Origin of the sequence: Paenibacillus sp. JJ-223, from assembly GCF_927798175.1 — a bacterium.
GTDB classification, from domain to species: domain Bacteria; phylum Bacillota; class Bacilli; order Paenibacillales; family Paenibacillaceae; genus Paenibacillus; species Paenibacillus hubeiensis.
On record NZ_CAKMMP010000006.1, the window covers coordinates 186,184 to 199,758 of the forward strand.

At 54.0% G+C, this 13,575-nt stretch carries 9 protein-coding genes; 7 read left to right on the plus strand and 2 right to left on the minus strand.

Going from position 1 to position 13,575, the window contains the following annotated elements; translation table 11 throughout:
* The first annotated feature begins 4 nt into the window (after positions 1 to 4).
* The gene (locus L6H98_RS12950) at positions 5 to 1,327 is read left to right on the plus strand and encodes an LLM class flavin-dependent oxidoreductase (RefSeq protein ID WP_236415613.1); all 1,323 of its coding nucleotides are present in this window, start codon (positions 5 to 7) and stop codon (positions 1,325 to 1,327) included.
* 175 nt (positions 1,328 to 1,502) lie between these two features.
* Here L6H98_RS12950 and L6H98_RS12955 read toward each other — a convergent pair whose 3' ends face one another.
* Entirely contained in the window at positions 1,503 to 2,537 is a 1,035-nt protein-coding gene (locus tag L6H98_RS12955; protein WP_236415615.1) for a LacI family DNA-binding transcriptional regulator, read from the minus strand.
* A gap of 460 nt (positions 2,538 to 2,997) precedes the next feature.
* On the opposite strand from L6H98_RS12955, the gene L6H98_RS12960 reads away from it, so the two are divergent.
* From L6H98_RS12960 to L6H98_RS12980, 5 genes are all read left to right on the plus strand, one after another.
* Complete coding sequence (locus L6H98_RS12960) at positions 2,998 to 4,290, plus strand: maltose ABC transporter substrate-binding protein (RefSeq protein WP_236415833.1); 1,293 nt, start codon at positions 2,998 to 3,000, stop codon at positions 4,288 to 4,290.
* 150 nt (positions 4,291 to 4,440) lie between these two features.
* Positions 4,441 to 5,796, plus strand: a complete 1,356-nt coding sequence (locus L6H98_RS12965) for a sugar ABC transporter permease (protein ID WP_236415617.1) — start codon at positions 4,441 to 4,443, stop codon at positions 5,794 to 5,796.
* Complete coding sequence (locus L6H98_RS12970; RefSeq protein ID WP_236415619.1) at positions 5,793 to 6,629, plus strand: sugar ABC transporter permease; 837 nt, start codon at positions 5,793 to 5,795, stop codon at positions 6,627 to 6,629. Before L6H98_RS12965 ends, L6H98_RS12970 begins: the two co-directional genes overlap by 4 nt.
* A 131-nt stretch (positions 6,630 to 6,760) precedes the next feature.
* The gene (locus L6H98_RS12975; protein ID WP_236415621.1) at positions 6,761 to 8,062 is read left to right on the plus strand and encodes an MFS transporter; all 1,302 of its coding nucleotides are present in this window, start codon (positions 6,761 to 6,763) and stop codon (positions 8,060 to 8,062) included.
* A 235-nt stretch (positions 8,063 to 8,297) separates the two neighbouring features.
* On the plus strand, positions 8,298 to 9,431 hold the full coding sequence (locus tag L6H98_RS12980) for a serine hydrolase domain-containing protein (RefSeq protein WP_236415623.1): 1,134 nt from the start codon (positions 8,298 to 8,300) through the stop codon (positions 9,429 to 9,431).
* 127 nt (positions 9,432 to 9,558) lie between these two features.
* On the opposite strand, the gene L6H98_RS12985 is transcribed toward L6H98_RS12980, so the two are convergent.
* Positions 9,559 to 11,715 carry an alpha-amylase family glycosyl hydrolase gene (locus tag L6H98_RS12985; protein ID WP_236415625.1) on the minus strand — a complete coding sequence of 719 codons (2,157 nt, stop codon included), beginning with the start codon at positions 11,713 to 11,715 and terminating at the stop codon, positions 9,559 to 9,561.
* A 473-nt stretch (positions 11,716 to 12,188) separates the two neighbouring features.
* Here L6H98_RS12985 and L6H98_RS12990 point away from each other — a divergent pair, with 473 nt between their 5' ends.
* The gene (locus tag L6H98_RS12990; protein WP_236415835.1) at positions 12,189 to 13,571 is read left to right on the plus strand and encodes an alpha/beta hydrolase-fold protein; all 1,383 of its coding nucleotides are present in this window, start codon (positions 12,189 to 12,191) and stop codon (positions 13,569 to 13,571) included.
* The last annotated feature ends 4 nt before the right edge of the window (positions 13,572 to 13,575 follow it).

Here is a 13,575-nt window from a genome sequence, read left to right on the forward strand (position 1 = left end):
CACGATGAGCAAACGACAATTGAAACTGGGAGCCAATCTGAGCGGGGTCGGCAACAGCATCTCTTTCTGGCGGCATCCGGACATTCCGGTCAATGCCAGCGTCAGCATCGAATACTACAAACAGCAGGCGCGCAAGGCGGAGGAAGGCAAATTCGACCTGTTGTTTATCGCGGACGGTTTATATATCAACGAAAAATCCAACCCCCATTTCCTCAACCGTTTCGAGCCGATTACGCTGTTATCCACGCTGGCTGGCGCGACGTCGCACATCGGTCTTGTGGCTACGTTGTCGACCTCGTATAGCGAACCGTTCACCGTAGCAAGGCAGTTCGCTTCGTTGGATCAGATTAGCGGCGGACGGGCGGGTTGGAACGTCGTTACTTCTCCGCTCGAAGGCTCGGCCCTGAATTTCGGCAAAGGCGAGCATCCCGATCATTCGCTGCGCTACGAAATTGCCGAGGAACATTTGCAAGTCGTCAGAGGACTGTGGGATTCGTGGGAAGATGATGCCTTCGTAGGCGACAAGGAGGCCGGCATTTTCTTCGATCCGTCCAAGCTGCATGCGCTGAATCATCGCGGAAAGCATTTTTCCGTGCAGGGTCCACTCAACGTAGCCCGTTCCTCCCAAGGACACCCGGTCATCTTCCAAGCCGGTTCCTCGGAATCGGGCAAAAATCTTGCAGCCCGGTCGGCAGATGCGATCTATACCGCTCACGAAACTTTGGAAGAAGCCAGAGAATTCTACCGGGACGTAAAAGCGAGAGCGGCAGCCCATGGACGCAAACCGGAGGAACTGCTCATTTTCCCAGGCATCGGTCCGATCGTGGGGCGTACCGAAGAAGAAGCCGAGCGCAAATATCAAGAAATCGCCGCTCTCGTATCCATCGACCAAGCGCTGAATTACTTGGGGCGCTACTTCGAGCATTTCGATTTTTCGCAATATGCGCTGGATGAGCCGTTCCCGGACATCGGCGATTTGGGCAGCAACAGCTTCCGCAGCACGACGGACAAAATCAAGCAGCAGGCCCGCGAGCAAGGCTTGACCTTAAGGGAAGTGGCATTGCTGGCATCCACGCCGCGCACTTCCTTTATCGGCACGCCGGAGAAGATCGCGGACCTGATACAGGAATGGTTCGAGTCGGAAGCGGCGGATGGATTCAACATCCGGACGGTCGTGCCGAACGGCCTGGCGGATTTCGTAGACTTGGTGGTGCCCGTTTTGCAAGAACGCGGTTTGTTCCGCACGGCGTATGAGCAAACGACGCTGCGGGGCAATCTGGGCCTTGAAATTCCGTCCAACCGTTACGCATTGGAGTCGGTAAAGTAGAATTATAGATCAGCATCAGCAGGCAAAAAAAGCTGAACGTCAGACCACGTCTTCCTAGGGCGTGGTTTTTTCGTTTCATCCTGCGGCAAGCATGGATAAGCCCATCACCCCGGAACCGGGTGATGGGGGGAGAATCCGTTTTCAGGATTTTGGACAAACGTTTGCGCGGACATGCTTAAATCTGTCTTGGCAAGGTATAAAGTGAAGATTCCCGGACCATCAAGCGATGGGGGATGATAATCGGGTTCGGCGAGATTGCGCCTTCGTCGCCTTGGATGATCTTCAACAGCAATTGAACGGCGGAATAGCCAAGCTGATAGGTGCCGATATCGATGGAGCTCAGCGGCGGTGAAGCCAATTCGGACAGGGCGATATTGTTGAAGCTGACGACGCTGATGTCCTCGGGTACGCGATATCCCAACTCATCCAATGCACGCAATACGCCAAAAGCCACATGATCGTCGATGACCACGATCGCCGTCGGTCGGTTTGGCAGTGACATAAATAGCGACATGGCCCGGAATCCGCTGTCCTGCAAATATTCTCCTTCCAGAATCCAATCGGAATGGGTCGGCAGCTGCGCATCTTCCATCGCTTTGGCATATCCCGTCATGCGATCATGAGAAAGGGTGAACTCCGGCGGTCCGCTGACGAACCCGATGCGGGCATGTCCCTGCGCAATCAAATGGCTGGTCGCGTCATAAGCCGTTTGCACATTATCATTGTCCACCATGGGTGCATCAGGATGGGTTTCGCTGCGGCCGATCAGCACAAACGGAAAACGCTCCTCTTCCAGAAACACAATATGCGGATCTTCCCGTCGCGACGAAAGCAGCATAATGCCATCGACTCTTCTTCCATAGACCAGGCGGGAGATGGCGTCAAGGCCGTTGCCCGAAGTCGACTCGGTAGATAGCAGCACTTCATAATTCATGCGGGTGGCATGGCTCATGATGCCTCGCAGCAATTCCCCAAAGAAGTAGTTCTGAAACAGCTCCTCCGCCGGCCGCGGCAGCATGATGCCTAACGTTTGCGTTGTTTTGGACACCAGGCTCTTTGCCATGATGTTGGGATGATAGTTGTGTTCTTTCATGATCTGCCGGACCTTGACCGAGGTTTCGCGACTGATCCGGGGATGATTCGAGATCACCCGGGATACTGTAGAAGGGGATACTCCCGCCATTTTGGCAATATCTTTGATTGTAATCATGTGAAAAATCCCTTCCCTACCGTCATATCAAAACATGCTCCTATGTTAATTCATGGTTTGGAAGAAATCAATCGGCAAGTATGCGGGACAATACTCCAGAGAGGAAAATGAAGGAAAATAAAGACAGATCAAGCAAAACGTCACTTTTTCAAGACAGATAACAAATTTTGGGGCAATTTCGTCTAAAATCATTTGTGCAAACGTTTGTTCAAGGGGAGAACCCTAGTGTATGATGTGTGTATTATTACAGCGCTTACATGGACGATTTTTGGGTGTTAACGTCTGTTTCCTCCTTCTTGATGAATAAGCAAAGACGCTTGATTTGAATTTTGGGCAAACGTTTGTCCACGCGTAACACGCAGTCTTTGCTGTGATTCGAAGCTTTGGCGACAAGAGCACGGCAGAGGGGGAAAGAGCGCAACAATAACGCTTTACCAATCAGGGGGAAGGGGAAATGAGAATGAAGAAATGGCAGGGGATTCTACTCGCGGCATTCACGTCGTTATCGCTGGTTGCTTGTTCGGCAGGCGGAGGCGGGGGAACGGCGGGAACAACGCCGGTCGCCGAAGAAAATACGGAAGGACCGGCCGTCACTCCAGACACGCTGCAACCGGAACCAGGGGCCACGTTGGTCATTTGGGAAGACAAAAACCAGAGCAGCTTCATTGCGGACAGAATCAAACAATTCGAGGAGAAATACGGCGTGCCGGTCAAATTCGAAGAATTGCCGCCGACGGACCAGGTGACAAAGCTTACGACGGACGGACCGGCCGGATTGGCCGCGGACGTTGTCGTCTTCCCGCACGACAAAATCGGAAGTGCCTCCGAAGCGGGCCTGATTTTGCCCAACGACGTATTTGAATCGAGAACGAAGGAATCGACCAGCGAAAACGCTTTGAAGGCAGTAACGTTCAAGGACATTCTGTATGGATATCCGTACAGCGTGGAAACGTATGCCTTGTTCTATAACAAAGCGCTCTATCCGGAAGCGCCGAAATCGTTCGATGAAATCATCGACTTTGCCAAAACGTTCAACGATACCAAAAACAATAAATATGCACTCATGTGGGAGCTGCAGCAGTTTTACTACGACTTTGCGTTCCTGGCATCCCAAGGCGGATACATCTTCGGGGATGACGGCATGAACAGCGAGGATATCGGTTTGAACAACGAAGGCGCGCAAAAGGGCGGGGAATTCCTTCAAAAGCTGAGAGCCGAGGTCCTGCCTGTCAAGCTCGGCGACGTGAATTACGATATCAAAAAAGGATTGTTCAGCAGCGGCAAGCTCGCGATGGATATCAATGGACCATGGACGATCGCCGACTATCGCAATGCAGGCATCGATTTCGGCGTTGCGCCCCTTCCGCAAATCGAGGGACAACCGATGACCTCGTTCTCCGGCGTCAAGGCGTATTACGTCAATGCATTCACGCAATACCCGAATGCATCGAAACTGCTTGCGGCATTCCTCTCCAGCGAGGAATCGCAGATGCTTAATTTCGAGATGAACGGAACCCTTCCGGCAGATAAAAACGTGGCGGCAGACCCCAAAGTTCAAGGGGACGACATCACCAAAGCGTTCCTGGAGCAATTCAACCATTCAACGCCGATGCCTTCGCTTCCGGCCATGGATAGCGTATGGGGACCGATCTCTTCCGCCATTACGGACATTTGGGACGGGGGCAAAGACGTGAAGTCATCGCTCGACAATGCCGTCAAACAGATTAACGAGAGCCTTGCTACCACGAAATAATCGCGTCCGGACCGTGTTCGTTACGATGGATTGCTGAACGTTCGACTTCGACTACGGCAGCAGTCCATGGTGGCAAGGTACGGCCGGCGGATAAAGACCAGCCTGTCCGCACTGCGGGCAGGCCACTCTAATGCCGGAAGGAGCATATCCATGAAGCAGCAGCATGTTCCGGTGAACGTAAAACCGGAAGGAGCGAGGCAGCACCGCGTGACCGCGGCCGTGCTGTCCGTTATTTTGCAGGGACTGGGGCAGTTGTACAACGGCCAGTGGATCAAAGGACTGATTTTGATCGCGCTGGAAGCCGTAGGGCTTGCCTACCTCATTCCCCGCCTGAACCATGCGGTCTGGGGCATCTGGACCTTGGGCGAGAATACGCAGCGGTTCGTGAAGGTCAATGGATCGACCGTTCTGCAGAAAGGGGATCACTCGATCTTTTTGCTGCTGGATGGCTTGATCGTACTGTTGGTTCTGTTCGTATTTCTACTTATATATACGCTTAACGTAAGGGATGCATATTTAACGGGAAAATGGAGGGAAGAAGGCAAACAGCCGCGATCCGCCATGAATTCTCTTCGAAGCGCGCTGGATACCCAGTTCCCGTATCTGTTCCTTGCCATTCCTGCTTTGGGTGTCCTGTTCTTCACGATCATGCCGATCTTGTTCACCATCACGCTGGCTTTCACCAACTACTCGGCTCCGGATCACATTCCTCCAGCCAAACTCGTCGATTGGGTCGGGTTCGGCACGTTCAGCGACCTGGTCCAGTTGAAATCCTGGAGCCAGACGTTTATGGGCGTATTGGGTTGGACGGTCGTTTGGGCCGTGCTGGCCACCGTCACGACGTATTTTGGCGGCGTGTTGGTTGCGCTGCTGATTGAGCAGCGCGGCATTCGTTTTAAGAAGCTGTGGCGTACAATCTTCATTCTTCCTTATGCCATCCCGCAGATTATTTCCTTGCTCTTGATGCGCAACCTGTTCAACGGACAGTTCGGTCCGATCAATACGTACATGAGAGCGTTCGGTTTGGAAGGGCTGCCTTGGCTGACCGATCCGTTCTGGGCCAAAGTGACGGTCATCGTCGTGAACATGTGGATCGGCATCCCCGTCAGCATGGTGCTCATTTTGGGTGTGCTTACCGCCATTCCTCGTGATTTGTACGAAGCCGCCGAAGTGGACGGGGCGAGCAGCTTTCAGAAATTCCGCATCATTACGATGCCGTTCATCCTGTTTGCCACAACGCCTGTGCTGATCATGCAGTTCGCGGGCAATTTCAACAACTTCAACGTCATCTACCTGCTCACGAACGGCAACCCGCTTCGCGGCGATTACCAGTATGCCGGGTCTACCGATTTGCTCGTGACATGGCTGTACAAACTGACGCTCGATAACAACAAGTTCAACATGGCGTCGGCGGTAGGCATCATCATTTTCCTTATTATTGCATCGTTCTCCATTTGGAACTTCCGCCGTTCGAAATCATTCAAGGAGGAGGACATGATCCAATGAAGAAACGAAACAATCCGCTGCGGCTGGTCCTCAGCTATGTCCTGCTGGTCATCATTGCCATCGTTTCGATCTATCCCGTGCTGTGGATCGTTCTCTCGTCCTTGCGCCCGGGCGCCGCGTTATTCAGTGAAAGCCTGTGGCCGGAAGCGTTCACGCTGGCGCATTATGGTGAACTGTTCACGACCCCTTCTTTCCTGTACGGCAGATGGTACATGAATACGCTCAAAATCGCGTTCTTTACGATGATTTTCTCGACGCTGCTCGTCACGCTGGGAATGTATGCATTGTCCCGCTTCCGCTTCCGCGGGCGCAAGACCATCCTGTCCACGATGCTGATTCTGGGCATGTTCCCAAGCTTCATGAGCATGATCGCGATCTACATCATCCTGCTGCAAATTCAGCTGCTGGATACGCATGCCGCGCTGATTCTGGTGTATTCGTCGGGTGCCGTGCTGGGCGGTTTCATCGTCAAAGGGTTCTTCGATACGATTCCGCGCAGCCTGGATGAAGCGGCACGGATCGATGGAGCGAGCCATCTGCGCGTCTTCGTCAGCATCATTCTGCCGCTGTCCCGTCCGATGTTGACCTACGTGGCGCTCACCAGCTTCACGGGGGCATGGATGGACTTTATTTTCGCCCGGCTGGTGCTGCGCACCAAAGAAAATTGGACGCTGGCCGTAGGCATGTGGGATCTGGTCAGCCGATATCAGGACAGCAACTTTACGATGTTCGCCGCGGGTGCGGTGCTGATTGCGATTCCGATCACGCTGCTCTTCGTGTTCCTGCAGCGCTTCCTGGTACAGGGGCTTACGACAGGAGCCTCCAAAGGATAAACATACATTCATCACCTCTTCAGGCGCTTTGATCGAAGGAATTGCACAATGACTCCTTCTTTCGGAGCGCTTTTCATGCATGTCCTATTTACGGCTGGAATGATCGATACAAACGGGAGGGAAACGAAATTATGGATACTGTTCGTCCGGTGGATTCGGGCTCCGGCTCTGCGGATTTGCACCCAGGCATGGGTACGGCTTGTCCTGCAAACGATACCGCGTCCGAACCGGCATTGCGGCACAACAAAGCTTTTCGAAGACTGCTTTACGGCTACGGCATTTCCGTCTTCGGCGATTGTTTCAACGGCATTGCCATCAGCTTGTGGGTCTTGCAGACGACGGGCAGCGCCAAGAGCATGGCCGCCGTGCAAATTTGCAACATGGCGGTCAGCTTTGTTTTCGGTTCCCTTGCAGGCACGCTGGCAGATCGCTTTGACCGTCGCACATTGATGCTGTCCTCGGATCTGTTCCGGGCTTTTATGGCCGCGACCATTGCCGTAAGCCTGTTTGTGCTGCATGCCCCTTTTCCATTGCTGCTGCTCATGCTTGGCCTGTCGATGTTCTCCAGCTTGTTTCAGGCACCTGCCTTTTACGCTTCGGTTAGCCGCCTGGTCGGCAAGCCACATCTGCAGCAGGCTACGGGCGCAATCCATTTGGTCGACAACATTGCCCGGATCAGCGGACTTGCTGCGGCAGGAGCGGCGGTGGCGCTGATCGGCGGCTTCTATGCCATTCTCGTTACGGCAAGCACGTTTTTGCTCTCGGCGGTCTGCGTGGCGGCTGCCGGCCGTTTTCCATCCGTGGAACGGACAACGACCGCCAAAACCACCTTTGTTCAGGAGTGGAGAGGCTCCTTCGCTTATCTCTTCTCGCAGCCGCTTGTGCGCGCCATTGTTGTGCTGCAGCCGATTCTGCTGCTCTTTTTCATGTCTGCCATGATGCTCGTGCAGGTGATGGCGGTAAAGGTATGGCAAGCGAATCCGGTGCAATTCGGATTGATCGAAACCTGCATTCCGCTCGGGTACATGCTTGGTTCTGCCGGGCTTATGGCCATGGCGGGCCGGATGAAGCACCGGGGAAGGTGGATATTTGTTGGCCTCCTGCTGCTGGGACCGTTGTACGCGGCGTTATCCTACATCACTTCGCCGTATTGGGCTTTGCCGCTCATTGTAGCCGGCGGAGCCATGTTCGCCTGCTGCACGATGCTGCCGCAGATCATGGTTCGCGCTGAAGTGCCCGATGAACTTCAAGGGAGGGTTTATGGAGTCATGGGCACGCTCACAAGCACGGCGCCGATCATTGGCCTATCGGTCGTGTCCGTTTGGGCGGACCGCTACGGAGCTCCGGTGGTGCTGGAAGGACTGGGAGCTCTGCTTTTGTTGACCGCGTTTGTTATGGCAGTGGCCATGAAGCCCATCCGTGCTTATAAGTAGAAGGCATGCTTGGGACTTGAGGAAAACACGTACTGCGGTTTCGCCTGCTTGGTGCGATCGTTTAGTTTCCACTTGGGAATTCGTCCGGTCGGCGTCCGTTCCCCCGTTCATCTTGCGATCTGATGGTGGTCTTTGAATGCGATTGGTCGTATATTAATAGTATGCGGTTACATGCGGAGAACGTGGCCGTATGGCGCAATAATTATCAATTCTACATATAAAGGGATGAGCGAACATGGATTTTAAACCGCTTGCTTCATTTATCGACCGCATCACCGCTTGGCGTATTCCGTGGGCGGAAGTACTTGTCATGCATCGCAACGAAACGGTTTTCCGTTATCGCAACGGCTTTGCTAATTTGGAAGAGCAAACGCCCATCGGCGAAGGCGCGATCATCAACTTGTACTCCATGACCAAAATCATGACCTGCGTCGCAGCGCTTCAGCTTGTGGAGAGAGGACAAATGCTGCTTGGCGACCCGATCTCGAACTATCTGCCGGAATATGCCGAGATGACGGTCAGAAAAACTTTGCCGAACGGGGAAGTACGGCTGGAGAAAGCGACAAAAGCCATTACGGTGCGCGACCTGTTTACGATGACGGCCGGATTTTCCTATGACGTTGGAGCACCATCTATCCAGGAGGCCGTGAAGAGCACGAACGGAACGTTGTCGACGCGTGAATTTGCGAAGGCGCTTGCGAAAGAGCCGCTGCTGTTCGAGCCCGGGACGCAGTGGAATTACAGCATGTGCCACGATGTGCTTGGCGCTTTGATTGAAGTCGTGGATGGCAGACGGTTCGGCACATACTTAAAAGAGGAAATCACCGACCCGCTCGGCATGCACGATACGGCATTTGACCTGAATGACGAGCAGCAGGCCAGATTGATTCCGCAGTATGCGTACAATGACGAGCTTGGCAAAGCCGTTCGCATGGACGGCAACGGTTTCCGGGTAGGCACGGCGCTGGAAAGCGGGGGCGCAGGATTGTTGTCTACCGTCAGCGATTACGCGCTGTTCCTGAATGCGTTGACTGGGCGCGGCACAAGCCCGGACGGCGTACGCATCTTGTCACAGGCTTCGGTCGAACTGATGCGTACGGACCATCTGAATGATTTGACCCGAGGCGATTACTCCTGGGATCAAATGAAAGGCTACGGCTACGGGTTAGGCGTACGGACCCATGTCTCCAAGGCCGGCAGCGGCTCCTTGAGTCCGCTGGGCGAGTTCGGCTGGAGCGGCGCTGCCGGCTGCATGGCCATCATCGATCCGGATTCGGAACTTACGGTTATGTATGCGCAGCACCTGTTGAACAGTCAGGAGCCGTACATCCAGCCTCGCTTGAGAAATATCGTTTACGCTTGCTTATAGAGCAGATGGGAATTCTTGTTTATCCATTAATCAGCGATGCAGCTTGAAAAGCAAAACGGAAATACGGACACCCCGAGCATACGCGAAATGCGTGCTGCATCGGGGTGTTTGGTTTTGCCGAGTTATTTTATTGCCAGTTCACGTTTACGGTTGCGGTGCCGCTGGCTGGCGTGGTGAAGGTGTGATTCGATCCGCTTTCCCATGTGACGGTAGAGCCGTTTTTCTTGAAGAACTTGAACTCGAGCGGCGTTCCGGCAGGCACGCTAACGTCGTAATACCATGTCGGATAGGCGTGAATGACCTGGTTGAAGGTTGGCCCAACGGCGTTTGCTCCTGTGGACCAGTTGCCGAGCTCGGCAACGTTGCCGGTCAAGTACACGTTCTGGCCCAGGGATGTCGATGCATTATTGACAACGAATCGAACGGTGACCTGCTCGCCGGTCAAAATATTAAACCCGTTATAGCTGTTGCTGGTTACGCCGCCTGCGGTTACCTTCACCGCGTAATTGCCCGCTGCAACGGCAGGAACGGTAACTTTGATTTGGGTATCTTCCCACGATTGGATCGCAGATCCGCTTACGGCCGTCGTGCCGAAGTAAACGGTGCCTTTGGTTGCGCCGAAGCCGCGGCCGTCGATCGTGACGACGTTGCCGGGTTTGCCCATCATCGGTCCGACGTGCCCGATCGTCGGCGTGCTTTCGGAAGCCGTGTACTGCCACACTGCCGTCCCGCCTGCGGCCAACGTGAATGTAGGAACGCTGCCGTTGTTGGACGTAATGCTGTTGCCGTTCAGCGCGCCGCCAAGGACGTCCGTGTACGTTCCCGAAGGCAGGGACGTTGCAAGTCCGCTAATGGAGGCAGAGGACGATTGGTTGCGGTTGATCGCCACGACGGCAACGCTTTTGCCGAATTTGCGTTCATAGACGTACACGTCATTATTAATCCAGCGCTGCTGCGTCGAGCCGTAAGCGATGGCCGGATTGGATTTGCGCAGCGGAGCCAGCTTGCTGATCACGTTGAATGCCGTCGTTGTTTTGGAGAACGATGGCATTTTGGCGCGGTTGTTCGGATCGCCGTTTCCGGTCAGGTATTGTTCAGTGCCGTAATAGATGGCAGGCACGCCGCGGGATGTCAGCGTGAAGGCCAAGGCTTGTTCCAGCTGCCGGTTGTTGACCGCGCTTGTTTTGAAACGGTCCATGTCATGGTTATCGATAAAGGTCACCTGGTCATTGACTTGCGTGTAGTCTGCTGCTGTGCTGCTGATCATGGAATCCAGTGCATGCATGTTCGACGTGTTGTCGCGGAACACGTTCCGCACTTCGGCATTGAAGCGGAAATCAAGCAGGCTCATGCCTGAAGTGTTCGCGAATTTGGTGTTGTCCGCATCCGCAGCAGAAGAGCCGAGGAACCACTCACCGAACGTGAATACAGGCTGATGGCTGTAAATGCCCGACATCCAGCTCTTTTGCCAGCCTTCCGGCATGTGTTTGACCGCATCCACGCGGATGCCGTCGACGCCCATGTCAAGCCAGAGGTTGATGGCGTCTTTGAAGTATTTGTCAATGGTCGCATTGTTGTGGTTCAAGTCGGCGAGATCATAAAGGTTTTTGTAGATTCCGTTCTCGAGGGAAGAGAAGTCCGAGCCGCCGTTATGGTGGAAGTAACCGTTGGTGTCGTTGGTGTAACCGCCAAGGAGCGTGCCGTTGTCATACAGCTTGCCGTTCTCGGCGAACGAGGTATCGGTCTCCATGGCCGGTGACGTATGGTTTGGAGCAAAGTCGATGACGATTTTGATGCCTTTGGCATGAGCGGTCTGAATAAGGTTCTGGAAGTCGGTCATGGAACCGAAGTACGGGTTGGTTTTCTTGAAATCCCGCGCCCAGTATCCATGGTAGGAAGTGTTGTTGACGCCGGAGTAATTGACGACGGCATGGATGTTTTCTACCGGCTGCGAAATCCAGAGCGCCGTGATGCCCAGGTCCGTGAAATAGTTGTCGTTGATTTTGTTGATCAATCCCTGCCAGTCCCCGCCGCAGTACAATTTCAGGTTGGTACAGCTGGCATCGTACGCTGCTCCGGAAGGGTTGTTGGAGGGATCGCCGTCCAGAAAGCGGTCGGTGAATACCTGATAGATGACGTCCGTGCTGAAATTCTGCTTGTTCGTTACGGCAGTGTCGGGGTCTGCAAGCACGGAAGCCGCCGGCAGGAAGGGGAGTGCGCTCCCGGCCAGCAAGCCGAGGGTTAACGTGGTGCTGAGAATGATGCGTTTGGTCACATTCAACATGGTAATCCACCCTTCGCGATTAGAATATGTTATTATGTAATCCGTGGAAGTAAAAACGCTTACAATTGCGGACGGCCAATCATTTGCCAACCATGGACGGGTCTACCTCCTTCCTGCATGCAAAAACCCCGGCATCTCCTGCTGGAGTTACCGGGGTTGTCCTAGACCTTAGGTCTAAAAAGCATGGCCCTCGAGTTGTACATCACACCGTAATCATAAAAAACGGCAATGGGTTTGTCAATAACTTTTATTTTAGGTTTATTTTTCTTGTTTTCGTATTTACAAACCGCATCATTGGATTTACACTAATCGCAGAATCCACAATACAAGGGCCATGCATTTCGGAAACGATGATCCGATCCGAAACAACCCCGTCTCCTTCGAGGCGGGGTTGTTTGTCGTTGCAGGCAGCAGCGTAGAGAGGCGTTTCATTATTGCAAGGCATGATGAGCTGAGGGGAGCGATGATCCGTGATGAGTTCATTGGAGACAAGGTCGGTTATCGAATGTTTGAGCGAATTCAAGGCAACGCGGCTGGGCAACAGCCGAAATATCCATGTGTATCTGCCTCCGGGATATCATGAGCATACCGATAAAAGGTATCCGGTCGTTTATATGCATGCAGGCCAGCGCGCTTTCGGCCTCTCCAAGCCGGGCCAGGAAACGTGGCAGATGGATGTGGCGGCAGACCGCCTGATCGGTTTGGGGCTCATGGAGGAGCTGATTATTGTGGGCATCTCCCATGTTCGCCCGGTTACGCACAATGAGTTTTACCATTATGCTGCGCCGGTCCGCGAAGCTGTAGACGTGGGATGCTCGGGGCTGCTGTACGAACATTTCATCGTGCATGAGCTCAAGCCGTTCATTGACCGGCGATATCGGACGTTGACGGAGCCGGAGCATACGGGGATGATCGGATCATCCGCAGCCGCATTGTGCACGTTCCACATCGGCATGCGCCATCCGGACGTTTTTGGCAAGCTGATGATGTTGTCGCCGTTTTTTTATGACGTGCAGTTGGATGCGAGTTCCCCGGGACGGCTGAAAGAAGAGCCGATGATTCGGCTTCCCGCAGGAAAACCAGACGTACGGATGTGGATGGATATCGGGGATATGGAAGGTCTGTTCCTTCCAAGCCAAATTAGAGAGGTTGTCGACCAACTTCTGAACCTTGGTTACGTGGCTGGCAAGGACCTCATTTACCTGGAACAACCCGATGCCGGCCATCAGGAAGCCGATTGGGCCGAACGCGTACATCTTCCTTTGCTGTGCATGTTTGGCAAAAAAGGAAACCCGGTTTCCCTCGAACTCAAGGGCAGAAGTGTTCTAGGGTTGAAAGGAGATATGAAATGCCGAATTAATGCTCTGCTCCGCTATGACAACGGCGTTAAGGTCAGTCTGCTGGAAGGGACATACATTTCCGAACAACCTGACGTGCTCGAGGTACTGCCGGATGGAACGCTGATTCCCGTCGCTACCGGCAGGGCGGTCGTTCGGCTTCAGTTCGGGGAATTGACGGCGACCAAGGCGTACACCGTCGTGGAGGAGCTTTCCGGTCACGTTCTCATCTGCCTGAGTGCCCAATCGCCGTCTCGCGAACCTGCGGAAGACACCATATACGGCGGCATGGGCATGAAGCTGAAACATGTCGGAGACGGACATTACGAAGGATGCTTCGAAGTTCCGCGGGACAGCGGTTTCCGGTTCCGGTTTACGCGTGGTTTCCGCCGATTTGAGACCGACCCGGATGGTCGGCCGATGCCCAATCGCGTCTTCCGGGCCACGCATCCGCAGTCTCTCCATTATACGATCCGTTCCTGGGGCGACAGCCCGGCCAGAAACGAAACGAGGAGGTAAACCG